23 protein-coding genes and 1 other annotated feature are annotated in these 24,078 nt (G+C 45.7%); of the genes, 11 read left to right on the top strand and 12 right to left on the bottom strand.

Translation table 11 applies throughout. The features are described from left to right. Positions 1 to 6: 6 nt before the first annotated feature. The 6 genes from efeB to cidR form a co-directional block, all read right to left on the bottom strand. Positions 7 to 1,257, bottom strand: coding sequence for an iron uptake transporter deferrochelatase/peroxidase subunit (gene efeB / locus LNN34_RS19700; RefSeq protein WP_229044292.1), 1,251 nt, complete (start codon positions 1,255 to 1,257; stop codon positions 7 to 9). Between the two features lie 18 nt (positions 1,258 to 1,275). Further along, the gene (gene efeO / locus LNN34_RS19705) at positions 1,276 to 2,433 is read right to left on the bottom strand and encodes an iron uptake system protein EfeO (RefSeq protein WP_229044294.1); all 1,158 of its coding nucleotides are present in this window, start codon (positions 2,431 to 2,433) and stop codon (positions 1,276 to 1,278) included. Further along, positions 2,430 to 3,875: an FTR1 family protein gene (locus LNN34_RS19710; protein WP_229044295.1), complete on the bottom strand. Its 1,446-nt coding sequence runs from the start codon at positions 3,873 to 3,875 to the stop codon at positions 2,430 to 2,432. The genes efeO and LNN34_RS19710 overlap by 4 nt, the downstream gene beginning before the upstream one ends. Positions 3,876 to 4,029: 154 nt before the next feature. Next, entirely contained in the window at positions 4,030 to 4,698 is a 669-nt protein-coding gene (gene thiE / locus LNN34_RS19715; protein ID WP_059292265.1) for a thiamine phosphate synthase, read from the bottom strand. Continuing rightward, on the bottom strand, positions 4,695 to 5,513 hold the full coding sequence (gene thiM, locus LNN34_RS19720) for a hydroxyethylthiazole kinase (protein ID WP_193659894.1): 819 nt from the start codon (positions 5,511 to 5,513) through the stop codon (positions 4,695 to 4,697). Before thiM ends, thiE begins: the two co-directional genes overlap by 4 nt. A gap of 7 nt (positions 5,514 to 5,520) precedes the next feature. Next, positions 5,521 to 6,429, bottom strand: a complete 909-nt coding sequence (cidR, locus tag LNN34_RS19725) for a cidABC operon transcriptional activator CidR (protein ID WP_059335204.1) — start codon at positions 6,427 to 6,429, stop codon at positions 5,521 to 5,523. A 105-nt stretch (positions 6,430 to 6,534) separates the two neighbouring features. Between cidR and LNN34_RS19730 the strand changes: the two genes are divergently transcribed. From LNN34_RS19730 to LNN34_RS19745, 4 genes are all read left to right on the top strand, one after another. After that, entirely contained in the window at positions 6,535 to 6,921 is a 387-nt protein-coding gene (locus LNN34_RS19730) for a CidA/LrgA family holin-like protein (protein WP_003222205.1), read from the top strand. After that, complete coding sequence (locus LNN34_RS19735; RefSeq protein ID WP_044159947.1) at positions 6,903 to 7,580, top strand: CidB/LrgB family autolysis modulator; 678 nt, start codon at positions 6,903 to 6,905, stop codon at positions 7,578 to 7,580. Before LNN34_RS19730 ends, LNN34_RS19735 begins: the two co-directional genes overlap by 19 nt. A 107-nt stretch (positions 7,581 to 7,687) precedes the next feature. Then, positions 7,688 to 8,890 (top strand): MFS transporter, encoded by a 1,203-nt coding sequence (locus LNN34_RS19740; RefSeq protein ID WP_059335205.1) that lies wholly within the window; start codon positions 7,688 to 7,690, stop codon positions 8,888 to 8,890. Positions 8,891 to 8,924: 34 nt separating this feature from the next. Next, a complete protein-coding gene (locus LNN34_RS19745; protein ID WP_010332373.1) occupies positions 8,925 to 9,122 on the top strand; it encodes a YwbE family protein in 198 nt (65 codons plus the stop codon). 34 nt (positions 9,123 to 9,156) lie between these two features. Here LNN34_RS19745 and LNN34_RS19750 read toward each other — a convergent pair whose 3' ends face one another. Further along, a complete protein-coding gene (locus tag LNN34_RS19750; RefSeq protein WP_229044297.1) occupies positions 9,157 to 10,344 on the bottom strand; it encodes a class I SAM-dependent rRNA methyltransferase in 1,188 nt (395 codons plus the stop codon). Positions 10,345 to 10,465: 121 nt separating this feature from the next. On the opposite strand from LNN34_RS19750, the gene glxA reads away from it, so the two are divergent. Then, a complete protein-coding gene (gene glxA / locus LNN34_RS19755) occupies positions 10,466 to 10,846 on the top strand; it encodes a glyoxalase GlxA (RefSeq protein ID WP_044159953.1) in 381 nt (126 codons plus the stop codon). Between the two features lie 40 nt (positions 10,847 to 10,886). Here glxA and LNN34_RS19760 read toward each other — a convergent pair whose 3' ends face one another. Continuing rightward, positions 10,887 to 11,564, bottom strand: a complete 678-nt coding sequence (locus tag LNN34_RS19760) for a DUF2711 family protein (protein WP_044159955.1) — start codon at positions 11,562 to 11,564, stop codon at positions 10,887 to 10,889. A gap of 88 nt (positions 11,565 to 11,652) precedes the next feature. Beyond that, complete coding sequence (gene celB, locus LNN34_RS19765; protein WP_059292260.1) at positions 11,653 to 12,987, bottom strand: PTS cellobiose transporter subunit IIC; 1,335 nt, start codon at positions 12,985 to 12,987, stop codon at positions 11,653 to 11,655. Positions 12,988 to 13,213: 226 nt separating this feature from the next. Here celB and LNN34_RS19770 point away from each other — a divergent pair, with 226 nt between their 5' ends. From LNN34_RS19770 to sacY, 3 genes are all read left to right on the top strand, one after another. Continuing rightward, positions 13,214 to 15,151, top strand: coding sequence for a S8 family peptidase (locus tag LNN34_RS19770; RefSeq protein ID WP_229044300.1), 1,938 nt, complete (start codon positions 13,214 to 13,216; stop codon positions 15,149 to 15,151). Positions 15,152 to 15,595: 444 nt separating this feature from the next. Continuing rightward, entirely contained in the window at positions 15,596 to 16,975 is a 1,380-nt protein-coding gene (locus tag LNN34_RS19775; RefSeq protein ID WP_059335207.1) for a sucrose-specific PTS transporter subunit IIBC, read from the top strand. Positions 16,976 to 17,027: 52 nt separating this feature from the next. Next, positions 17,028 to 17,870, top strand: coding sequence for a transcription antiterminator SacY (gene sacY / locus LNN34_RS19780; RefSeq protein ID WP_044160381.1), 843 nt, complete (start codon positions 17,028 to 17,030; stop codon positions 17,868 to 17,870). Positions 17,871 to 17,922: 52 nt separating this feature from the next. Here sacY and LNN34_RS19785 read toward each other — a convergent pair whose 3' ends face one another. Continuing rightward, on the bottom strand, positions 17,923 to 18,783 hold the full coding sequence (locus LNN34_RS19785; RefSeq protein ID WP_044159962.1) for a glycosyltransferase family 8 protein: 861 nt from the start codon (positions 18,781 to 18,783) through the stop codon (positions 17,923 to 17,925). Between the two features lie 110 nt (positions 18,784 to 18,893). Then, entirely contained in the window at positions 18,894 to 19,607 is a 714-nt protein-coding gene (locus LNN34_RS19790) for a TIGR02206 family membrane protein (protein WP_229044303.1), read from the bottom strand. Between the two features lie 152 nt (positions 19,608 to 19,759). Between LNN34_RS19790 and LNN34_RS19795 the strand changes: the two genes are divergently transcribed. The 3 genes from LNN34_RS19795 to LNN34_RS19805 all read left to right on the top strand — a co-directional run bounded on the left by LNN34_RS19795 (position 19,760) and on the right by LNN34_RS19805 (position 23,285). Further along, positions 19,760 to 20,275 carry a MarR family transcriptional regulator gene (locus tag LNN34_RS19795; protein WP_229044306.1) on the top strand — a complete coding sequence of 172 codons (516 nt, stop codon included), beginning with the start codon at positions 19,760 to 19,762 and terminating at the stop codon, positions 20,273 to 20,275. Further along, positions 20,270 to 20,482: a binding site (T-box leader), on the top strand. (Overlaps the previous gene by 6 nt.) A gap of 44 nt (positions 20,483 to 20,526) precedes the next feature. Continuing rightward, positions 20,527 to 21,765 carry a tyrosine--tRNA ligase gene (tyrS, locus tag LNN34_RS19800; RefSeq protein WP_069486741.1) on the top strand — a complete coding sequence of 413 codons (1,239 nt, stop codon included), beginning with the start codon at positions 20,527 to 20,529 and terminating at the stop codon, positions 21,763 to 21,765. A 152-nt stretch (positions 21,766 to 21,917) separates the two neighbouring features. Continuing rightward, entirely contained in the window at positions 21,918 to 23,285 is a 1,368-nt protein-coding gene (locus LNN34_RS19805; protein ID WP_044159970.1) for a M28 family metallopeptidase, read from the top strand. Between the two features lie 29 nt (positions 23,286 to 23,314). Here LNN34_RS19805 and ywaC read toward each other — a convergent pair whose 3' ends face one another. Then, positions 23,315 to 23,947, bottom strand: a complete 633-nt coding sequence (gene ywaC / locus LNN34_RS19810) for a GTP pyrophosphokinase YwaC (RefSeq protein ID WP_059292252.1) — start codon at positions 23,945 to 23,947, stop codon at positions 23,315 to 23,317. Positions 23,948 to 24,078: the final 131 nt, after the last annotated feature.

Genomic DNA, 24,078 nt, shown 5'->3' on the forward strand with positions numbered 1-24,078 from the left:
TTCTTTTTACGATTCAAGCAACCGCTGAGCGATATATTCTCCTTTTTTACACCCGCCGGGAATTGCATATAAAGCAGAACCAATCGTTTGCGTATATTCATTTAACGCATCCTTTGCCGAAAGTGCCTTCAGCATGGGAATGAACTGATTGTCGGGATTTTTTTGAAAGCTGATAAACAGGAGACCTGCATCCATATAACCGGTTTTGGAGTCAATGCCTTCCGTGTAAGAAAAGGCTCTTCGCAAAATTTGTTTCCCTGTAGATTTCGCAAGGCTGACGTGCGAATTTGACGGTACTTGATTCAGCTTGACGGGGTCTGTTTCCTTTTTTTGGCCAAAAGGCGCCCCGGAGCTTTTTCTGCGGCCGAAAGTATCCTCTTGATCCTTCAGGGAAGAGCGGTCCCAAATTTCAAGGAACATTTTGATTTTCCGAAAAGCCATATAAGTTCCGCCTGTCATCCAGTCAGGCTCGCCAGATTGAATCCACACGATCGAGTTCATCAAGGTGTCATCCTTGGTGCTTTGGTTCCCTGTTCCATCTTTAAACCCAAATAGATTGCGCGGCGTTTCTCCATTTTTGCCTCCGCTTAAAAAGCCTTTGTTTATAAAGCGGACTTCACAGGTGCCCACCGCTTGATTCAGCAGGTTTCGCAGCGCGTGAAACGCCACTTGTTCATCATCTGCGCATACTTGGATGCAGATGTCTCCGCTTCCCTGCTTCGCATCGAGATTGTCATTCGGCATCGCCGGAAGAGCAGCAAGGTGTTTCGGTTTCTTGCCTTTCAGTCCGAAACGATCCTTTCCATCTTTTTCGAAAAAGTCAGGCCCGAAGCCAAAAGTAACCGTTAAGTTGGAAGGCGGTAAATCAGCCGATTCACCCGTATCCTGCGGCGGCAGATATTGATTTTTCTGCTCGCTCGACATTTTGTTTCCTGACGTCAGCATTTGTGTCAGGCTGGTCCAGTTTCTGAATAACGTAATGATATCGCTTTTCTCCTTCGCCGTCACATCAAGCGCGGCAAAATACACGTACGTCTGATGGGCAGTGGTGATTCCGGCCTGATGCTTTCCGTAAAATGGAACAACCTGGTCATCCTCTTTTTCGTCCTTCTTCGATGGCTTAGCCGCGGTCTGAACAAGCGGAGCGAGACCGCCGAGGCCGCTGGCGCCAATCGCCACGGCCGCCCCAGCCATCGCTCCCCATTTTAAAATGTCCCGTCTGTGAATTTGTTCTGGCTTTTTCTGTTCATCGCTCATGCTGTTACAAAACTCCTTTTATAGCACATTCGCAATCTTCGACATGGTTTCAGAAAGAGTCGTCAGCTTTGTGCTCAGCTCTCTGATTTGATCTTCACTTAATTTATCATAAGACGTATAGGCCTGATCATTCGTTTTGTATTTTGCCATTAAAACTTCAAATTCGCTGAATTCGGTATCCAGCTTTTCCGTCAGATCAGAGTGATCTTTTACGAGAGCGCTTTTCACAGTTTGATACACAGCCTCGGAGCCTTCAACATTTGCCATAAGATCGACTAAGTCGATTCGTGAGTAGCGCTCCTCTTCACCCGTAATTTTAGAAATACCTGCTTCGTTCAGAAGCTCCATCGCGCCTGCCACAATTTGTTCAGGCGTTAATGTCAATGATTCAATCGAACCATCAAGCTCTTTTACATCCTTGACAAGCTGGTCAGCCGTCGCCTTTTCCCCGGAAATATTTTTATCCTTCCAAATGGCTTTCTCAAGCTTGTGGAACCCTGTCCATTTGTCTCCTTCTTCTACATCGTTTTCACGGGCATCAATTTTCGGGTCAAGATCTCCGAGGCTTTCGGCAATCGGTTCAATTCTTTCGTAATAGACGCGCGCTTTCGCATATAACGTCTTTGATTTTTCAATATCGCCTGCCTTCACGGCAGCTGTAAATGCTTCCGTCGCCTTCACAAGCTGATCGCTCTGCTCTTTGACGTAGTCTTTATATTCATCTGCCGCTTTTGCCAGCTGATCGCTTGCCTTTTTGCTGCTCTTCTTCGCTTCTGTCAGGTCTTCTAAGGACGCTTTCAGTGACTCGGATTCTGTCTTGATTTTGTCTGTATCCGGTTTGGATTTTTGCGCTTCTGTGTAGATTGGCTGAAGATGCTTTTCGATTTCTGTGTATTCGAACGGATAGTCGCTGCGAATATCATTTTCAAAAGAAAGCCAGTAGCTGTTTAATTCTTTCCCCTTCTTTTGAATCTCTTTTTGATCAGCTTTTTCAGCTGATTCGTTCAGCTCGGAAATCATGTTATCCATTTTATCAACGGAAGCTGCAATCTCTTTGCTTACTCCGCTTTTATCAGATGAAGCTTTTTCTTTAGTTGACGAAGTGTCATTGGCTCCGCATCCTGCACACAGTGCAAGGATGCATACGGCTGTTACAGCAATCTTTGTGATATTCATTTTGTCAGTTCCTTTCCGTTTGTATAATGTTTTGCCGCTTCTGAGATAAGCGCGATCAGTAAAAATAGCAAAATCAGCAATTGCGGAATCGTACTGTACACGGACGGATAAATTCCGAGAACGGACACAGACGGCAGCCAGCTTTCTGCATCAGACGGAAGGATCCCCGCGAGTTGCAGGCTGTGGACGCCTGTTCCGAGAAATTTCACGCACATATACAGGACAACCGCCATTGACAGCAGAAAAAACGGCTTCAATGGAATGCGCATTCCGAGCCTCATCATAAGAACACCGACGATGACGAGAACGACAAGGCCCGCGGCTGTCCCGCCGATCAGCTCAGTGAGAGTGAGCTTTCCAACAAGGCCGATGAAAAAGATGACTGTTTCAAGCCCTTCCCTCACGACTGCCAGAAATGCAATGAGCGCAAAGGAAAGCAGGCTTCGTTTTTTCAGCGCCTGTGATTTCTGGATATTGATTTTTTCTCTCCACTTGTCCATCGAGGCGTTTCTATGCAGCCACACCCCGACATACAAAAGCATGACTGCGGACAGCAAGCCGGTGATTCCGCCTAGCAAGAAATTGTTTTCTCCGAATACATTCGAGGAGAACAGGAGGGTGACGCCGATTCCGGCTGCTAAGGAAACGAACATGCCTGCTGACGCGCCGCCCCAGATCCATGCAGAAGAACGGGTGACACGGGCTTTTTTTGTCATGGTCAAAAGCGCCCCGATGACAAGCAGCGCCTCCATTCCTTCTCGAATTGGGATCAAGGCCGCGTCCCACCAGCTGTAGCTGCTCGAAGCAATCGGCTCAAGCAATTGAATCATTTCGTCAATTTGCTTTATGACCTGTTCGGGATGGCTGTCGATTTCAGCCTTCATGAGTGCCAAATTTTCCTCCGATGTGGTATACGCTTCTTTGGATTGGGATACGACGTCTCCTTCTACGGCCAGCCAAGATGTGATTAAGTTGTCGATAGCGGCTGACGCTTCTCCCATCTGTTTTTTTTCTATCAATTGTTTTGTGTCTTTTAAGCTTTGAATATAGGCTGTTAAGGACGCCCTTGATTGACCCGAGGATGCCTTCTTCAGCACAACAGCCTGCTGGTAGGTTTCTAAGTGAGAAGAAAGCTCTTCAAGCTGTGTTTCGAGTTTGTTCGCGTCTTGATTAATGAAAGAAAGAGAAATCATAGCGATATTCGAGTCCATTTTGCTGTGGGATGAAAGGTTTTCCTTCTTAATAGATGGTTCTTCCTTTTTCCACGCCGATTTGAAGGTCTCAAATGTTTGCTGTGCGGAATCTATATCTCCGTCTCGTACAGATTTGATCATTTGCTTGTTTAATTCAAGCAGGGAAGCAATCGGATCATTTTCCGCATGCACCGCCGAACCGAAAAACATCAACAAGCTGAGTAATATAAGTGTCAGCCCCCGAGCCATCATGTTCCTCCTATAATTGAAAATGATTATCATTGTATATCATAATCATAGCCAGTTCCCGATCTTTGTCAATGAAAATTTGAAGGTCTGAAAACCTTGGCGGAGCAGCAAAAAGGCTGCCCTTTACAGGACAGCCTTTTGAAGGCAAATCGGGTTATCTGCCGGTCTTATATGTGTGAATAACATCGTAAAATTTACGTGCGGCTTCTTCCGGATCTTCCGTCAGACTGATAGCGCTGATCATACTGACACCATCAGCCCCCGCTTCGATGACGGGAGCGGCATTTTCTATTGTGATGCCGCCGATGCCGACAATCGGGATGCTGATGCCTTGACGTCTCACCGCTTCAATCAGAGACACACCCTGCACAGCTCTTGTATCCTTTTTCGTTTCCGTCGGATAGATCGGCCCGAGACCGACATAATCTGCTCCATCTTCCTCGGCTTGCTTCACCTCAGACATCGTATGGGCAGACACGCCAAGAATCATATCGCCAATGGCATCGCGTACCTCTTTTGCTTTCGCATCCTCTTGGCCGATGTGCACACCGTCTGCCTTCAGTTTCAGTGCCAGCTCCACATCATCATTGACAATAAAAGGGACTCCGGCTTCACGGCATGCCGCCTGAACCTTTGCGGCGAAGGCAATCCGCTCCTCTCCTGTCAATGCGCCCTCGCCCTTTTCACGAAACTGGTACAGAGTGGCACCGCCTTTTAATGCGTTTTGCACGACTGCCACAGGATCGCCTTTCGTATTGTTTGAACCCATAATGAAGTAAACAGATAATAGCTCTTTCATCATTTCCCGAGAAATACGTGTCATGAGACTGTCACCCTTTCTATTGTCGCTAGCTCTAGTACATCTTGTTCAGAGACAGAAGACAGCTTGTTCAGCAATTCAATCTGAAAACTCCCCGGACCTTTGTCAGCTGTCTGCTGCGCGGCAAGCTGTGCCGCAACACCATATGAGGAAATCGCAGCGATGGCAGCGTATAACGGATTTTTTTCCACTGCACAAAACGCACCGACAACTGAAGTCAGAAGACATCCGGCGCCTGTCACCTTCGTCAGCAGCTTGTGGCCGTTATGAAGAGTGTATACGTTAGATGCGTCGGCAATTACATCGACTTCCCCAGTAATCGCAATGACCGTGTTCAGTTTTTGCGCCGCCTGCTGAGCCAGACGGATGCTGTCGCCTCCGCCTTCACCGGCATCGACTCCTTTGATCATCCAATCCGAAACACCGACGGTATGTGCAATTTCCGCGGCATTTCCCCTGATTGCAGAGAGGCGCACCTCACGAATCATCTCACGTGCCGATTCAGTGCGGAACGTTGTCGCTCCAGCACCGACAGGATCAAGAATGACGGGTACGCCATGTTCATTCGCTGATTTACCCGCAATGATCATAGCTTCGACGGTTTCTTTGCTTAGCGTTCCGATATTTAAAACGAGCGCGCCCGCGATTTTTGCCATGTCGGCGACCTCTTCTTTCGCATAAGCCATTACAGGTGATGCACCGAGGGCGAGCAGGCCGTTCGCTGTAAAATTTGTCACAACATTGTTTGTTATACTGTGCACCAGAGGGCTATGCTTCCGGACGGCTGTTAGACGTTTTGCTGCTGATTGTGCATCCATATTAGCATCATCCTTTACTCTCTCTTTTTTTCGGATCCCACAAATACGATTTCGTATGTTCAAGCCAAGCTCTTGCCGCAAAGGACAAATAGCGATCCTTTCTCCATATAATCGCAAGATGCCAAGGGATGACCGGATCGACAAGCGGAATGACTTTGACCTTTTCCGGATCAAGGCCGCGGCATATGCGTTCCGGCAAAAGTCCGATCCCCAGGTTGGCTGACACCATCTCACTGATAAAATCCCATTGTGAGGTTTCGTAAATGATATGAGGTCTGAATCCGGCCTTGATACATTCCATCATAATTCGATTGTGGAGAACAAAATCCTCCCTGAAGAAAATAAAAGGCTCTTCCTTCAAATCCTGTAATCGGCTCTCTTTCTCACCCGACAGCCGGTGGGAAGGGTGTACGACAAGCATTAATGTTTCTTTTACGATCGTAAATGAATGAAAAATGTCTTCGTTTGCGGGGAGAACGACAACACCGATGTCAAGAGAACCGTCCCCAACGCCTTCTTGGACTTTGATAGAGCCGTCCTCAACGAGCTGAAAGGTCACATTCGGATAATTTTCCCGAAAATCGCCGAGCACTCGCGGGAAAAATCCTGAGCCGATCATCGGCGGCAGTCCGATTCGCACATGCCCCTTCTTGACCTCCATAATATCATTTAACTCAGATGTCAGGTTTTGAAATGATTTAATGATTTCCTGTGCCTGCACATACATGCTATGGCCGGCGTCCGTCAGCTCCACCTGTCTGCCGTTTCGGTAAAAAAGCTCGATCCCAAGCTCCGCTTCTAAATTTTTGATCATTTTCGATATCGTCGGCTGAGAAACATAAAGTGATTGAGACGCCTTCGTAAAACTTTTCAGACGGGCGACCTCCAGAAAATATGTTAAATGGCGGATGTCCATTTGTTTCACCCTTTCTATAGACAAAAGGAATACTTATTATGCTTAATATATATTTTACCTATAGCGTAACCTCATGTACAATATGAATATAAGGGAGGCATCAATATGAAAAAACTGTTGCTAACCGTTATTCAAATCGCTCTGTTATTTATATTTGCTCGGCTGATTAATTGGGTGACAGCCCTTCTTCATATAAATATTCCCGGCAGTATAATTGGGATTGTGATTCTTTTCACATTATTACACTTTAAAATCATCAAGCTTGAATGGATAGAGCTTGGCGCGGCGTGGCTTCTTGGGGAGCTGCTTTTATTTTTTATCCCATCTGCCGTCGGAGTGATTGAATACGGAGACATTATGTCAAAATTCGGTGTCAGCATTTTGCTTGTTGTCATCATCAGCACGTTTGTCGTGATGGTGTCCACAGGAACGCTTACACAAATCATTGCGAAAAGAAAGGAGAAAAAACATACGTGTTCATCGGAATTGTAAGTTTGTTATTAACGGTTTTGGTGTATTTAGGAGCAAAAAAAGTATATTCGCGTTTTCCGCGAGTCTATACGTCGCCGCTATTGGTGACGCCCGCTGTGTTAGTCGGTCTGCTGCTGCTGGTTAATGTCCCGTACGAGACATATAATCTCGGCGGTGAAGTGCTGACCGATATGCTTCAGCCGGCTACCGTGGCATTTGCGATCCCGCTTTATAAATATTTCCCTGTTTTAAAGAAATACGCAGTGGAAATTATTTTAAACGTCGCCCTCGGCTCATGCATCGCGATTATTTCTACAGCTCTTATTGCGAAATGGCTTCATCTCGGAACTGGCTTGATTGACAGCCTCGTTCCAAGATCAGTGACAACGCCGATCGCCATGAACGTATCTGAAATGATCGGCGGAATGCCTGCGGTCACAGCTATATTTGTCATTTTGACTGCATTGTTCGGCACCGTCATCGGCCCGATGGTCATCCGCTATTTCCGCATTGATAACGAAATTGCGCGGGGCGTGCTGCTCGGCACAAGCGCACATGGAGCGGGCACATCCAAAGCATTTGAGCTTAGCTCAGTGTCCGGCACGATTTCCAGCGTGTCAATGATCCTTGCGGCGATTATGACGCTTTGCGCTGCGCCGTTTTTACTTTCATTTATGTAGGTAGAAAAAACTGTCCTGGCAAGGGCAGTTTTTTTGTGTCTCCTTCCATTGAAAAGCTGGGAAATTACAATATAATGTAATTTGTGGATACTAAAGGAGGAGCCCTCATGCGCAGTTTGCAGGTGAAACGGCATTACGCCGCGTTAAAAGGATTTTATTTATTTGCTTTCCTGGGCACAGGCAGTATCATTCCGCTGCTCAGTATGTATTTAACAAAGGAACAGCATGTAAGCGGCTCACAAGTCGGCTTGATTATGTCACTCGGCCCGATTGTGATGATCTTTTTCCAGCCGTTTTGGGGTATGCTGAGCGATTATACGCAAAAAACAAAAAGCCTGCTTGCGGTTTGCACATCGGTAACAGGTGTCATCGGGCTCGGCTACATCGCATTTGACGGCTTTCCGTTGTTTATTCTGATTGCAGCCTGTTTCGCAGCCTTTCAGAGCACAATCATTCCATTGTCAGACAGCATTTCTTTACGCTACACACAACAAACAAACGGAAACTACGGCGGAATCCGCCTGTTTGGTTCTCTCGGCTTCGGCATTGCGGTGTTTGTCATGGGACAGGTGACGAATCAGCTGTACCCCATTCACGTCATCTTTATCTTTGGCTGTGCCTTTCTGTGCATGGCAGCCATATTAGCATCACAGATGCCGGGCCAGCAGAAAACAAAAACAAAGATCAACATCCGCAAAGGGTTCCGGGAGCTGGTCAGCAACAAAACTTTCCTCATCTTTATGATCATCACCTTTACGACATTCGCACCAAATTTAGCGAACAATACATACTTCAGTCTGTTTCTCGACAAAAGCGGCGCGTCTCTTTCCGCCATTGGCCTTTTATTTTTTATCGGGGTGATCTCAGAAATTCCGTTTATGAGGTTTGCACAGAAATTCATAGATAAAATGGGATTGCTCAATGTCATCATACTGTCCGGCGGGGTTTCATTATTCAGATGGACGCTTTACTTCACAGAGCCTTCGTTATGGCTCATTTATGCGACGGTATGTCTCCAAGGCGTTTCTATTGGTTTATTTATTCCGGCGGCGCTGCAATACGTCAAAAAGATTACCCCGAGCCATGTGGAGGCGACAGCGCTAACCATGTACGCCGCCATCGGCAACGGATTCGGCAACTGGTTCTGTACGTTTGTTGGCGGATACATTTTTGACTACATTTCCATCTTCGCGGTCTATCTGCTCTTCGCCATTCTCAGCATAGCGGGCGCAGGGCTGACATTATATTTAATAAAAGCAGAAAAAAATAAACATACGCTTCATCAGCCGGCTGTTACTTTTAAACCATAACGACTATAATGAATAAAAAGAAAGGAAGTGTGCTATGAACGGGCAAGAGCGGAGCAGCATTTCTAAAGGATTACAGGTTGATATTGTCTTGAAAGCGGATCAAAAAACAGGAAAACTGACGCGAGGCACAGTGAAGGATATTTTGACGAAATCAAGCTATCACCCGCACGGCATTAAAGTCCGTCTGGAAGATGGCCGTATCGGACGCGTCCAGCAAATCATTTCTACATAAAAAATCTGCCCTGAACCGGGCAGTTTTTTTCTTTTTATTTTTTCTGCAGAAAGACAACCTTTAAGTAATTGCCTTCCGGATATGCTGACATCGTTTTAAAGTCCTCTGGCAATGTAAATTCCTCTATGATCGTATAGCGTTCATTTGTTTCTTTGAACGCGGCATCGATAAAGCCTTTGAATTTCTTCATTCCGAAGGCGCTGCTGTTTGTAGAGGCGACAATGATGCCCTTGTCGGCTGTAATGGCGATCGTTTCCTTCAGCAGATTTTTATAATCCTTGGCCGCGCTGAAGGTGCGTTTTTTTGTGCGGGCAAAGGATGGCGGGTCGAGAACAATCAGATCAAAGCGCAGATCCTTTTTCGCCGCATATGAGAAGTATTTAAAAACATCCATCACTTTAATATCGTGCGCCTCGTAATCCAGCTTGTTCACGCTGAATTGCTCGATCGTTTTGGCGAGGCTTCGATTTGCCACGTCCACGCTTGTTGTTTTTTCCGCTCCGCCTAACGCTGCCGCCACTGAGAACGCACCCGTATAAGAAAACGTGTTTAAGACATTTTTCCCACTGGCATAGCGGTCTCTGATCGCTTTGCGCACATGTCTTTGATCTAAAAAGATACCTGTCATGGCGCCTTCGTTTAAATCAACCGCGTATTGTATCCCGTTTTCTTGAATGATGATCGGGAACTCGCCTCTTTCCCCCTTCACGAAGTCATCATCCTCGACATACTGTCCAGCCGTATCGAAGCGTTTCTTTTCGTAAATCGCTTTATACTCAATATCCAGTTCATCCAGAGCGGCAATCAGCGTTTCTTTAAAAGTGTAAATGCCTTTGCTGTACCATTGGAGCAGCAGGTACCCGTCATAATAATCAACGGTGACGCCGCCAATGCCGTCGCCCTCACCGTTGAAGAGGCGGAAAGCCGTTGTATCAGGCGCCGCAAAAAGATTTGCACGCGCTTGTACCGCTTTTGTTAATTTACTGAGGAAAAATGCTTGGTCGATTTGTTCATTTTTATTGCGGGTAAGCGTCCAGCCGACCCCTTTGTTTTGCAGGCCGTAGTAGCCCCTTGCGAGAAACTCGCCGCTTTCAGACACGACATCAACGAGGTCGCCTTCTTTGACGTGCCCCGCACCGCCGGTGAGAGCTTCCTTTTCGATCAGCGGATAGCCTTTTTTGATTTTTGCAGCATGTGCTTGCTTTAGGGTGAGTAGCTTCATATATGTTCTTCCTCTTTCTGTTTGCTTTTTCTTATCGTACCACAAAACGCCAAGATGTCTTCATTGACAGAAAGGAAAGGTTTTTCTACGATAGACAAAAAGAGTTTCTAGGAGGAACAGCATGGCAAAACGAATTGACCATACAGGCATTATGGTAAGAGATATGAACGCGTCCATTTCATTTTATGAAGAGGTTCTCGGCATGAAATTGAAGGACCGCATCACTCATACGAACGGTATTATCGAGCTTGCTTTTCTAGGCTTTGAAGATGGTCCGGAAACAGAAATCGAACTGATTCAAGGCTACAGCAGCGAGCTTCCCGCCGAAGGTAAAGTGCATCACATTGCCCTGCTGACTGATGATATCGCGGCCGAATATACAAAAGCGGAAAGAATGAATGCGAAATTTATCGACGAAGAGATCACAACACTTCCAAACGGGTATCGGTATTTTTATATCGAAGGTCCTGACGGCGAGTGGATAGAGTTCTTTCAGCGGTAAGAAAAAAGAACGTATCTCTGTTTAGGGGTACGTTCTTTTCTTATCTATACCAATTCATATACGTAGTTTCATCGCAAAACATGGCCTCCCAGCCCATACGCTGAACCATGTCATGAATGTTTTCATCTTTCGCAAGAAAAACATTCATGAATGAGTCATATACACTCATAAATACAAAATCCATTTTCTCATCAGTCAAAATGAGCTCTGCGGCGGCTTCATCAAGAACCGTCCGCAAGTTAGCCTCAGTTGTGTCCAGAAAGCCGCTGTTTTCCACAATTGGTTCTGAGTAATAAAACCGATTGGAGCCGTTGTAACGAAGCACTTTTACCAAACCGGGAATATGAAAATTTGAAATATGGTCCTCACTGGGATAAAAGAGATCTCCTTTTAAGTTCGCATGTAAAAGTTCAGCCAAATCCTCTCTCGCGTACTCATCCCTTAAAGCAAATATCGATGTCTTCAAAGCCAGCGCCAGCTCTGCATGTGTTTGGAATCCGCATGAAGACATGATCTCTTTCCATGTAACTGCTTTTCCTTTTTCCCTTACTTCTTGATCATTTGGATAAATATGCTCATACTCATTTTTTCTCTTAGCTTTTTCCCACCCTTCAGGCATTTGAATAAAAGGAGAAAATAAAATAGCAGCTGATGTATATTCAACTGGTATTTGTTTTAAGATTGGTGATTCGTCATCTAACCATATGTATTCTAGCATGCGCACCCCCTTTACATATTCTAACATTTACTCATAGTTGATAGAAGATCATCAGCCCTTTAACAGCTGATGATCTATTACAGCTACATCACGTCACATTTTTATCCCCGGATTCAACCGCACTCTCTTCCTTCCATTTTTGATGATCCCATATTCTGAAAAACGGATAGTAGAGAGCACATGTAATGAGCAGGTTCACCAGCTGCATGACCGCTCCCGATACTTTTCCGCCTGTCGCCAGGTACCCTGATATGAGCGGCGGCATGGTCCATGGCACGGCGATTCCGGCGGGCCTTGCCACCAGTCCTGTGCTCATGCCGATATAAGTGGCGGTAATGGTGAGGAGCGGGGCTATGATGAACGGAACGATAAGGAGCGGGTTCATCACAATCGGCATGCCGAAAATGATCGGCTCGTTGATGTTAAATAGCGCAGGACCAATCCCTAATCGGCCGAGCTGCTTCATCTGTTTGCTCCGGGACCGCACAAGCATTGTGAGTACAAGCGCCAGCGTTGCTCCGCTTCCGCCGACATTGATCCAAATTTGAAAAAACTGAGTCGTAAAAATACTCGGCAGCGCCTCGCCCGCTTGAAACGCGAGACGGTTTGCATCCATGGCGCCATACCAAATCGGCGCCATAATACCGCCGATGATCGAAGCGCCGTGAATGCCGCACGCCCAAAGCAGCATTTGCACGAATTCAGCGATCAGACTCCCTCCGAGGCTGCCGCCAAGGATGGAAAGCGGCGTGCCGAGCAGGTCTCCGACGACATTGTGCAGGCTTTCAAAAGGCGTCATTTCAATCAGAAGACGCGCCAGCCATATAAGAAATACGATAATAAAGCCGGGAATCAGCGCGACAAATGATTTGCTTACCGCCGGCGGCACGCCGTCAGGCATGTTAAACACAATATTTTTTTGAATGATGTACCGGTAGACTTCAGTCGAAAACAAGGCGATGATCATGGCGACAAACAGTCCCTTGCTGCCTAGCAATGTAATGGGAATTCCGCCTCCGACCATGATTGATTCTGTTGAGCCATCCGGCGTAAAAGGCACCTCGAACGGCGTTGCCAATAAGAAGGCTGCAATTGAAATCGCTCCGGCCGACAGGGCATCAACACCGTAGCTTTCCGCCAGCCGATAGGCGATCCCGAAAGCCGCAATCATTGCCATAATATCGAATGAAGCATTGACAGGATAGCCAAGCTTATCCGCCCACTGTTCCCCAAACACACTCGCCATAAAATCAGCATAACCGGGAATCGGCAGACTGGTTAAAATCAAAAAGACAGAACCGATAATAATCAGCGGCATGGTCAAAACAATTCCGTCACGCAAAGCGCTGAGATGCCGCTGCCCGGCAATTTTCCCAGCGACAGGCATGATTTTTTCTTCCATCACCCGAGTGAATGCGCTCATCTGAAAAGCCCCCTTTTTTCACTGCTTTGTAAACAACCTTTGCAATGTTTTCTTTATCTTATTTTGAAAACGCTTACAAATTCATGCGGAAAATTTCCTCTTTCTGCGGAAAAAATCTGCATTCTTCTGAACAACCCTGTCAATGAAAAAATCTTTCCTTCTTATTATCAAAATCACATTTTCCTCCGATATATATATCAAACATCATAGAAAAAGGAGAAGAACCATGAAAAACACGTTTTGCAAACTTGTTGTATCAGTCACTCTGTTTTTCAGTTTTCTCGCCCTTGGGCCTCTTGCACATGCAGAAACCAGCAGCGAGAAAGAGGTCATTGTGGTCTATAAAAACACAGACGGCAAGGAAACCGTTCTGGACAGTGATGCTGAGGTTGAGCAGCAGTATCAGCATCTTCCGGCGGTAGCTGTTACAGCAGATCCAGAGACAGTAAAAGAATTCAAACAGGATCCTGATATTTTGTATGTCGAAAACAATGTCACGTTCACCGCAGCGGACAATACAGACCTCAAAGTACTGTCAGAGAACGCCGACACCTCTGACAACTTCGAGCAATGGAATCTTGAACCGATTCAGGTCAAACAGGCTTGGAAGGAGGGGCTGACAGGCAAAAACGTCAAAATCGCTGTCATTGACAGCGGGATCTCTCCCCACGACGACCTGTCGATTTCCGGCGGGTACTCAGCTGTCAGTTACACCTCTTCTTACAAAGACGATAACGGCCACGGAACACATGTCGCCGGGATTATCGGCGCTAAGCATAACGGCTACGGAATTGACGGCATCGCACCGGAAGCACAAATATATGCGGTTAAAGCGCTGGATCAGAACGGCTCGGGAGATCTTCAAGGTCTTCTCAAAGGGATCGACTGGTCGATAGCGAATGGAATGGATATCGTCAATATGAGTCTTGGCACGTCTTCAGACAGCCAGATTCTTCATGACGCCATGGACAAAGCATATGAAAAAGGCGTACTGCTCGTTGCCGCAAGCGGAAATGAAGGAAACGGCAAGCCAGTAAATTACCCGGCGGCATACAGCAGTGTCGTTGCAGTGTCAGCGACAGATCAACACAATCAGCTCGCAGCCTTTTCAACAACAGGAAATCAAGTTGAATTTTCAGCACCGGGAACAGACATCACGAGCACGTATTTACATCAATATTACGCGACGGGAAGCGGCACATCCCAAGCGACACCGCACGCCGCTGCCATGTTTGCGTTATTAAAACAGCGTGACCCTGGAAACACGAACGTGCAGCTTCGCGCCCTCATGCAGAAAAACATCGTTGATCTCGGAATTACGGGCCGCGATCAGCAATTCGGCTATGGCCTGATCCGGTATAAAGCCCAACAGGCAGATAAAGCGTACGCGGCGGCTGAGCAAGCGGTCAAAAAAGCCGAACAGACAAAAACACAAGCCGATATCGACAAAGCGAAAAAGCTCGTCAGCAAACTGCCGAATTCCAGCGCCAAAAAAGCTTTGCAAAAAAGACTGGATAACGTTCAGGCATACAGAAATGTAAAAGACGCGAAGGACAAAGCGGCAAAGGCAGAAAAGTATAAAACCCAGCAAACCATTGATACAGCACAAGCCGCGATCAACAAACTGCCGAACGGCACGGATAAAAAGAACCTGCAAAAACGGTTAGATCAGGTCAAGCGCTATATCGCATCAAAGCAAGCAAAGGACAAAGTCGCCAAAGCGGAAAAAAGCAAAAAGAAAACAGATGTCGGCAGCGCTCAATCGGCAGTTAACAAGCTTCCGGCAGGCTCAGAAAAAACGTCCCTGCAGAAGCGTCTCAACAAAGTGAAAAGCAGCAATGTAAAAACGGCGCAGCAATCCGTCGCCGCAGCGGAAAAGAAATCAACTGACGCAAACGCGGCGAAAGCCCAAAAGGCCGTCAATGAACTTCAGTCCGGAAAAGACAAAACGTCATTGCAAAAACGGTTAGATAAAGTGAAGAAAAAAGTGGCGGCAGCTGAAGCCAAAAAAGTCGAAACGGCCAAAGCCAAAGTGAAAAAAGCGGAAAAAGACAAGACAAAAAAATCAAAAACAGCCGCTCAGTCCGCAGTCAATCAATTAAAAGCATCCCACGAAAAAACAAAGCTGCAAAAACGGCTGAACGCCGTTAAGCTGAAGAAATAATTGAAAGAACCTTTAAGACGAGTGTTACGTCTTAAAGGTTTTTTCATCTGTTAAACTGTGTACGCAACCTTTTTCCCATTTGCTTCACAGGCTTTTCATACTATTGCTATCCTGCTGTGAACAGCATAAAATGAACGTTATTACAGATATCAACTGCATATTGCGGGATTGTGACTGGCAAGCAGGCAAGACCCAACGATGCAAAGGGAGTATTAGTGCCTAGAAAAAGAAAGGCATTTTAACTCTTCTTTTCGTGTTGGGCTCGTAACGGCGCCAATGACATTTCTGCTTTATATGTTTCGTATGCCCCGTCACCCGACGAGGGCATTTTTTGACGGCTCTGCACGCTTTACATTTTTCTCACTTTTTTCATTTTGATTGTCAACTTTTCATTTGATACGATGAACAAGCCGACTTTTCTTCAGCAGAGGAGGTTTTTATTGTTTGCAAAAAGAAATTGCGAAAGAATTATTGCTCCTCGCAGGAGGAAAAAGCAACATTATCAGCATCAGCCACTGTACAACTCGTCTTCGTTTTGAAGTAAAGGATGAAACGAGAATCGACATACGTGCTATTGAGAATCTGCAAGGTGTGCAGGGCACCTTTTTCAGATATGGCCTGTTCCAGATTATTTTTGGGGCGGGTATCGTCAACAAAATTTATAAAGAAGTCGTTTGTGTGTGGGAGGCAGCGCCTTCTGAAGAGGCTGTTCAAGAGAAACATGCCAGACGCAAACTGAACCCCGTCACAACATTTGCTAAAACGCTGTCCGATATTTTCATGCCGATTATCCCGGCGATAACAGCAAACGGTTTGCTCATGGGGCTGATCGGCATGATTCAGGTCTTTCACTGGTTCTCTGCCGATAGCCCGTGGATCAAAATGCTGGATCTCGTGTCCAGCACCGCCTTTATTCTGCTGCCGATTTTGGTTGGCTTCAGTGCCGCCAGACAATTTGGCAGCAACCCATTTTTAGGGGCATTGATAGGAGGGCTTCTGACTCATCCTGATTTGCTTGATCCATCCATGCTCGGCAGCAAAACCCCCGCTTCCTTGGACATATGGGGGCTGCACATTCCATTGATGGGCTATCAGGGCGCCATTATACCGATCCTTCTCTCCATTTATATCATGAGCAAAATTGAGAAGCTTTTAAAAACGATTGTGCCCAAGTCACTTGATGTCGTGATCATTCCCTTTATCACTGTGATGGTGACAGGGTGTCTCGCGCTGATTGTGATGAACCCCGCCGCAGCTATCATCGGCCAGGTCATTTCACAATCAATTGAATACATTTATCACCACGCGGGCATTGCTGCCGGAGCTCTTTTCGGGGGCATCTATTCCACTATCGTTCTATCAGGCTTGCATCATAGCTTTTATGCGATTGAAGCGACTTTGCTTGCTGACCCTCATGTGGGTGTGAACTTTTTGGTGCCGATATGGTCAATGGCGAATGTGGCGCAAGGCGGAGCGGGACTGGCGGTTTTCTTCAAAACGAAGCAGTCAGGCCTGAAGAAAATCGCGCTCCCCGCTTCCCTTACCGCGTTTTTAGGCATTGTGGAGCCAATTGTTTTTGGAGTAAATGTGAAGCTGATCCGCCCCTTTATCGGAGCCGCTATTGGAGGCGCTCTCGGCGGGGCGTATGTAGTTGGGGCACACGTCGTTTCGAATTCCTACGGACTGACCGGCATCCCGATGATTTCAATCGTGCTGCCGTTTGGCATTGCGAATTTTGTTCATTATATGATCGGTTTTTTGATCGCGGCCGTCTCTGCTTTTATAGCTACATTGTTTCTCGGGTTTAAAGAAGAGACAGAATAACTGGATTTATTCGATTTCATTCATAAAACGGGGGATGAAAGGACAAAAAGCTATGAAAATTAAAAGAATCTTAAATCATAATGCAATCGTCGTAAAGGATCAAAATGAAGAGAAGATTCTCTTGGGTGCAGGAATTGCGTTCGACAAAAGAAAAAATGATATTGTTGATCCGTCTAAAATCGAAAAAACATTCGTCAGAAAAGATACACCTGACTATAAACAATTCGAAGAGATTTTAGAAACATTGCCGGAAGACCATATTCAAATCTCCGAGCAAATTATTTCCCATGCTGAACAAGAACTGAACATCAAAATCAACGAACGGATTCACGTTGCGTTTTCAGACCACCTCTCATTTGCAATCGAACGCCTGAGCAACGGAATGGTCATCAAAAATCCGCTGCTGAATGAGATCAAAGTTCTTTATCCGAAGGAATTCCAAATCGGCATGTGGGCTAGAGCGCTGATTAAAGAGAAACTGGGCATTGAGATTCCTGAGGATGAAATCGGCAATATCGCCATGCACATTCACACAGCGAGAAACAACGCCGGCGACATGACACAGACACTTGATATTACAACGATGATCCGTGATATTATCGGCATTATTGAAACCCAGCTGTCGATCAACATTGTGGAGGATACCATTTCTTACGAAAGGCTCGTGACCCATTTGCGCTTTGCCATTCAGCATATCAAAGCAGGCGAAACCATTTACGAGCTGGATTCAGAAATGATCGCCATCATTAAAGAAAGATTCAAGGATGCTTTCCTATGCGCCAAAAGCATCGGCACATTTGTGAAAAAAGAATACGGCTTTGAATTTCCTGAAAAAGAATTGTGCTATATCGCCATGCATATTCAGCGCTTTTATCATCGGTCAGTGGCCCGCTGACAAACAAAAAAACGCTTTTGATCATCTCAAAAGCGTTTTTTTCATATATAGATTATTGATTGATGGCCGGGTTTCCGATCGTATTCCACTTTGTATAGGACATGTAATGGAAATACTCATCGCGATACGGATGTTTTGTATTGGAGTTCCAAGGCTTTTCTCCGCCGCAGAAGTGGACGATTGCCGGGTTTTCTCTCGTTTCATTATATTGCTTCCGTCCTAACAGTGTCGGAGGTGTTTTCAGTTTTAACATGATGTATGTTTGAGCGTTCCAGCGCGGATGAAGCTCATACCACTTATCATATAAGATCGCGTTCAGCGCATCTTGGTCATGTAACACAAGAAAATCTTCAGAACCGTTTTCATTGATAAAGTTGAGAACTTTTTCTGTGATGTTTTGCTTTCTCCAAGGTTCCATATCAATAACCATAATACCTGAGTTAAAATATTTTCCCGTGTCAGTGATATTCATTTCTTTCAAACGTTCATGCTGCCCCGCATCTTCCACAGCAGCAACGGTGTATGGAGCGATGTCCAAGTCCCATAGTTTCGAAATATCCTCAAGGACAAGTGCATCACAATCGACATAAATCATCCGCTTAATGCTCTCATCCTTAATTAAGTCAGGAATCGAAATGCGGTAATACGCCGCTTTTGTAATGTGGCTGCTTTCCACCGCATGTTCATACTGGTTGGCATCCACTTCTAAAAACTCAATCGGCACGCCGAACTTCAATGTGGTTTCTTCCAGCCTTTTTTTGTTATCAGGCTCAATTCCCCCATCAATCACATATAGCTTTACTTTTCTGTTCTGGTCCATGTTTGTCAATAAAGAAACGAACATCCCACCTAAATGACGAGCATAATTATCATCTGCGCATGATACGATATGCATAATTTCATCTTTCTTCAATGGTATTCATCTCCCTTTGTGTTGTACAAGTTACATTCCCTTTTTCAGAAAATTAAACACTAATCTCCAATATTTTTTTAAATAGAATGTGCTATACAACAAAAAAGGTGTTATTTTTTGAACATCCGATAAAGCCAATAAAGGATGAAAAAGCTCGCGATCGTAATGGCTTCAGCTGAGGCGATATACCATGGCCAAGGCCCGAGAACATCCAATAGCGAAGAGCCGCCCGGCTTTTTCGTTAAATACATATAATTCGCATTCAGCCAGCGGTCAACCAGATAAATGATCCCTCCGTACAGATTGACAATCAAAACAGTCACCCATAAAGAGCGCTGTCTGAGTCTGTACGTGCCAATCACCGCCATAAGCAGACAGGACAGAAACACGGACCCATGCGAAATAAAAAAGAGAATATACCGCACATGCGGAAATGAGAACATGCCAAGGTCTGGGGTCAGAAGCGCCTGAAGTGAGCTTCCGATGCCGACAAAATACAAAAACACAAACAGCTTTCTGCTTTTTGTCACCAGCATAATAGCTGATAAATACACAGATAAGTCACTCAGCTGAAGAGGCAGAGAAGTCCGCACCGACCACCTGCCCGCGGCGATCATCCATATTTGGTAACCAATTTGTGAAGCAAGCAAAAGAAACACAAACAAATAGCGCAGAAATGTACTGAATGCCGGCCGGCTGACTGGCCGGCGGAACAAAAACAAAAGAATGGCAAGCATGCCGATCAAGCTTAATGTCAGTGCATGCTCTGTCGAAAACAGATGAAACGGATCGTCGTTATACACGCCTTGAACATATTTTTGCACAATTGCACCCCCGTCTACGGGTTTTTCTTTATTGTGGTGTTCTTTTGGCTTTTTTTATGCAACCGAAAAATATAGGCTTGAAGTTCACCACCGTCTCTGCTACAATTCATTTCATAGCTAATGATTCTGATAATTTAAGGCAGGCCTGATAAATGGAACGTTTAAATACACAGCAGCAGCTTCGCAAAGAAGAGCATGACACACTCAGCAAGCTTAAACAAATGCCCGTTGAGTCACTCAACCTGGAAGCCATTTCGATCGCGACGAACCTGTATCGGTCTGCGCAAAGGCTCCGTGTCAAAATGGAGACTGAGGTTCTTTCTTCTTACAAATTATCTTGGACCGCTTTCTCCATTCTTTACGATCTATGGGTATGGGGCAAACTCGAAACGAGAAAAATCGCTGAGCTGTCAGGCATTTCAACAGCAACAGCAAGCAACGTGATCAAAACGCTCGAAAAAAAGGGCTTTTGCTCCAAAAGCATCGATACCAGAGATCGGCGACTTGTTTTTGTCACAATCACTGAATCCGGCAAACAAGCGATCGAAGACCTCTACCCCGAGTTTCACAAAGGGGAAACGGAATTGATTACGGGCATGACAAAAGAGGAGCAAAAAAACCTGACAGGACTGCTTAGAAAAGTAGCGGACAATCTTCATACATCATAAGCTTTGACGGGAATCCAGTAGCGGTTTGTCTCCCTGTTTCAGAGAGCCGGCGGAAGGTGCGAGCCGGCACACAGGCATACGCGAATTACCTCCCCGAGCTTTCTTTGTGAACGTTAGTAGCAAAGGACGGGAAACCGTTATTCGAATGAGCGGAAGACAATGTCTTCAACCAGGGTGGTACCGCGTGCATTGAGCCACGTCCCTTATCGGGATGCGGCTCTTTTTGTGTTTCTAAAAAAGGAGGAAGAACAATGAAAACATTTGATCAGCTCACAGCAGCACAGCAAAAAGAAGTCGAAAGACAGCTTGATCTATATATGACAGGCGCCCAAGAAGTCATACCGCCGGAGGAATTAAAGGCCAAGCTTGTCAAATCGATTGCGGCAGGCACACCGCTAAAAATCAAACTCGGATTAGACCCTTCTGCACCGGATGTTCATCTGGGACATACGGTCGTTTTAAACAAGCTTCGCCAATTTCAAGAAAACGGCCACATTGTGCAGCTCTTAATTGGCGATTTCACAGGAAAAATCGGTGATCCGACAGGCAAGTCCGCGGCCAGAAAACAGCTTACTGATGAAGAAGTCCGGCACAACGCCAAAACATACTTCCAGCAATTCGGGAAAGTGCTTGATCCAGAAAAAGTCGAGCTGCACTACAACTCGAAATGGCTGAAAACATTGCATCTGGAGGACGTTATTGACTTGGCAGGCAAAATAACAGTAGCCCGCCTGATGGAACGCGATGACTTTGAAGAACGCATCGCCATGCAAAAGCCGATCTCCCTGCATGAATTCTTTTACCCGTTGATGCAGGGATACGATTCCGTCGTTCTGGAAAGCGATATTGAATTAGGAGGAACAGACCAGCATTTCAATGTGCTGATGGGGCGGCATTTTCAAGAACGATACAACAAAGAAAAACAAGTCGTCATCCTGATGCCGCTTTTGGAAGGCTTGGACGGTGTTGAAAAAATGTCGAAATCGAAACACAACTACATCGGCATTGACGAACATCCGAACGACATGTACGGGAAAACAATGTCACTGCCCGACAGCCTGATGAAAAAATACATTCATTTGGCAACGGACTTGGAGCTTGAAGAGAAAAAACGGCTCGTGAAGGACTTAGAAACCGGCGCCGTTCACCCAAGGGATGCCAAAATGCTTTTAGCCAAAACGATTGTCCGAATGTACCACGGATTAGAAGCCGCTGAAGCAGCCGAACAATCTTTCAAAACAATCTTTCAGGAAAACAGCCTGCCTGAGGATATTCCGGCTGTGAACTGGAAAGGTGAGAAAACGATCGCGATGATCGATCTGCTCGTCACTCTTGACCTTCTCTCTTCTAAAAGCGAGGCGCGCCGCATGATTCAAAACGGCGGTGTCCGGATTAACGGAGAGAAAATAACAGACATTCACGCCGATGCAGAGATAGAGGAGAATATGATCATCCAGGTCGGCAAACGCAAGTTTTTAAAACTCCGATAATTTGATTTCCTGACGCTTATGAAATCGGCTTCATAAGCGTTTTTTTTGCAGGTATAAAGAACTGTCTTTTCAAAAATGCGCTTCAGTTTGCAGGAAAATCCTTTAGCATCCCGAAATATTCCCCATCCAAACATTAGGGGAGGTTCATGTTTATGAAAAAGCTTTTGACTGTAATGACGATGGCCGTTTTAACGGCCGGCACGGTTCTCTTGCCGGCACAGAGTGTCACCCCTGCTGCGCATGCTGTTCAAATATCAGATAGCCAGCGGGAGCTCCCATTCAAAGCAAAGCGTGCATATTCAACCATTTCACAGCTTAGTGAAACAATCGGCCCCAGAATAGCCGGCACATCTGCCGAAAAAAAGAGTGCCTTATGGATCGCTTCATCCTTGAAAAAATTAAAGCTTGATGTGAAGGTTCAACGATTCAGTATCCCTGACCGGCTTGAGGGAACGCTGTCTTCAGAAGGACGCGACATTCTTCTCCGGGCGGCATCCGGCTCAGCCCCGACTGAGGAAAAAGGTCTGACGGCTCCGCTTTACAATGCCGGCATTGGCTATCCAAAGGACTTCACCGCTGACGCCAAGGGTAAAATCGCCTTGATTTCCAGAGGAGACCTGACATATTACGAGAAAGCCAAAAATGCCCAAGACGCCGGAGCGAAGGCTGTCATCATTTATAACAACAAAGAAAGCCTTGTGCCTGTCACCCCAAATCTATCAGGACATACAGTCAGCATTCCTGTCGTCGGAATTAAGAAAGAAGACGGTGAAACTCTTATCCAGCAAAAAGAAGCAACCTTACAACTAAACGCATTCGCAAACCAAACCTCCCAGAACATCATCGGTATCAAAAAGCCAAAGAACATCAAAAACCCTGATATTGTGTACGTTACAGCCCATTATGACAGTGTTCCTTTCTCGCCCGGCGCAAATGACAACGGATCAGGCACATCTGTCATGCTGGAAATGGCACGCGTCTTGAAAAGCATTCCTTCTGACAAGGAAATCCGCTTTATCGCCTTTGGCGCTGAAGAGCTCGGCCTGCTCGGCTCCTCTCATTATGTAGATCATCTATCAGAAAAAGAGTTGAAACGAAGCGAAGTGAACTTCAACTTAGACATGGTGGGTACAAGCTGGGAGAATGCGTCTGAGCTGTATGTCAACACTTTGGATGGACAATCTAACGATGTTTGGGATTCCAGCCATACGGCAGCTGAAAAAATTGGATTCGACAGCCTGTCTCTGACACAGGGAGGCTCATCCGATCACGTGCCGTTCCATGAAGCCGGCATAGATTCCGCTAACTTTATTTGGGGAGATCCGGAAACAGAAGAAGTAGAGCCGTGGTACCATACCCCTGAAGACTCTATCGAACATATCAGCAAAGAACGCCTTCAGCAGGCTGGCGACCTTGTGACAGCCTCTGTCTATGAAGCTGTGAAAAAAGAGAAAAAACCAACCGGCAAGAAGGCACATATCAAGGCAAAAGCCTCTGATATTTATGAAGATATCAAATAAAAAAAGACGGCACATTGCTGCCGTCTTTTCTAATCCACTTCTTTCTTAATCCCCAGCATTTTTTCATCTAAATAGTGGGCAATCTCCGCCGCTTCCTTCAGCTCATCGGTTAAATGTTTAGGGACATCGTTGTTCAGTTTATAGTAGATTTTATGCTCCAAGCTCGCCCAGAAATCCATGGCGATGGTGCGGATTTGAATTTCTGCTTTGACGTATTCCACTCTGTTCGTTAAGTTCACAGGCATTTCAATAATCAAATGCAGGCTTCGGTAGCCGTTCGGTTTCGGATTCTGAATATAATCCTTTACCTTTACGATCCGCAAATCCTCATGCTGCTTCAGGACGTTCACGACATTATAAATATCAGAAATAAAGGAACAAATGATACGCACACCGGCAATATCGTGGATATTTTCCTTCATTTCTTGTGTCGTAATCTCGCAGCCCTTTCTCATGAGTTTATTTACGATGCTTTCAAAGCTTTTCACACGTGATTTTGTATGTTCAATCGGATTGTGGCCGTGAATTAAATTATATTCCTGACTGATAATCGAAAACTTTGTATCAAGTGCATCTAGCGCAAATTTATAAACTAACAGTTCGTTTTTCCAGTCTTCCATGACGGTTTTTAAATCGTCCATATGTGTTACAGATAAATCCATTTTCGTCATCTCCTTTAACGGATCTTTATCCGCTGTCCATGTACTAGACGTGCCTGCCTGCTGCTAGGTTCTATGAATTTTTTTACAAAATCCTGTCGAATGTAACAAAAAAAGACCGCACGAAAAGCGGT

The sequence above is a fragment of the Bacillus sp. AF23 genome (assembly GCF_020861455.1).
GTDB lineage: Bacteria > Bacillota > Bacilli > Bacillales > Bacillaceae > Bacillus > Bacillus halotolerans.

Bases quoted from the DNA above. Each gene is read 5' to 3' on its own strand.
- efeB (WP_229044292.1), bottom strand. From the start codon at position 1,257: ATGAGCGATGAACAGAAAAAGCCAGAACAAATTCACAGACGGGACATT.
- efeO (WP_229044294.1), bottom strand. From the start codon at position 2,433: ATGAATATCACAAAGATTGCTGTAACAGCCGTATGCATCCTTGCACTG.
- LNN34_RS19710 (WP_229044295.1), bottom strand. From the start codon at position 3,875: ATGGCTCGGGGGCTGACACTTATATTACTCAGCTTGTTGATGTTTTTC.
- thiE (WP_059292265.1), bottom strand. From the start codon at position 4,698: ATGACACGTATTTCTCGGGAAATGATGAAAGAGCTATTATCTGTTTAC.
- thiM (WP_193659894.1), bottom strand. From the start codon at position 5,513: ATGGATGCACAATCAGCAGCAAAACGTCTAACAGCCGTCCGGAAGCAT.
- cidR (WP_059335204.1), bottom strand. From the start codon at position 6,429: ATGGACATCCGCCATTTAACATATTTTCTGGAGGTCGCCCGTCTGAAA.
- LNN34_RS19730 (WP_003222205.1), top strand. From the start codon at position 6,535: ATGAAAAAACTGTTGCTAACCGTTATTCAAATCGCTCTGTTATTTATA.
- LNN34_RS19740 (WP_059335205.1), top strand. From the start codon at position 7,688: ATGCGCAGTTTGCAGGTGAAACGGCATTACGCCGCGTTAAAAGGATTT.
- LNN34_RS19745 (WP_010332373.1), top strand. From the start codon at position 8,925: ATGAACGGGCAAGAGCGGAGCAGCATTTCTAAAGGATTACAGGTTGAT.
- LNN34_RS19750 (WP_229044297.1), bottom strand. From the start codon at position 10,344: ATGAAGCTACTCACCCTAAAGCAAGCACATGCTGCAAAAATCAAAAAA.
- glxA (WP_044159953.1), top strand. From the start codon at position 10,466: ATGGCAAAACGAATTGACCATACAGGCATTATGGTAAGAGATATGAAC.
- LNN34_RS19760 (WP_044159955.1), bottom strand. From the start codon at position 11,564: ATGCTAGAATACATATGGTTAGATGACGAATCACCAATCTTAAAACAA.
- celB (WP_059292260.1), bottom strand. From the start codon at position 12,987: ATGAGCGCATTCACTCGGGTGATGGAAGAAAAAATCATGCCTGTCGCT.
- LNN34_RS19770 (WP_229044300.1), top strand. From the start codon at position 13,214: ATGAAAAACACGTTTTGCAAACTTGTTGTATCAGTCACTCTGTTTTTC.
- sacY (WP_044160381.1), top strand. From the start codon at position 17,028: ATGAAAATTAAAAGAATCTTAAATCATAATGCAATCGTCGTAAAGGAT.
- LNN34_RS19795 (WP_229044306.1), top strand. From the start codon at position 19,760: ATGGAACGTTTAAATACACAGCAGCAGCTTCGCAAAGAAGAGCATGAC.
- tyrS (WP_069486741.1), top strand. From the start codon at position 20,527: ATGAAAACATTTGATCAGCTCACAGCAGCACAGCAAAAAGAAGTCGAA.
- LNN34_RS19805 (WP_044159970.1), top strand. From the start codon at position 21,918: ATGAAAAAGCTTTTGACTGTAATGACGATGGCCGTTTTAACGGCCGGC.
- ywaC (WP_059292252.1), bottom strand. From the start codon at position 23,947: ATGGATTTATCTGTAACACATATGGACGATTTAAAAACCGTCATGGAA.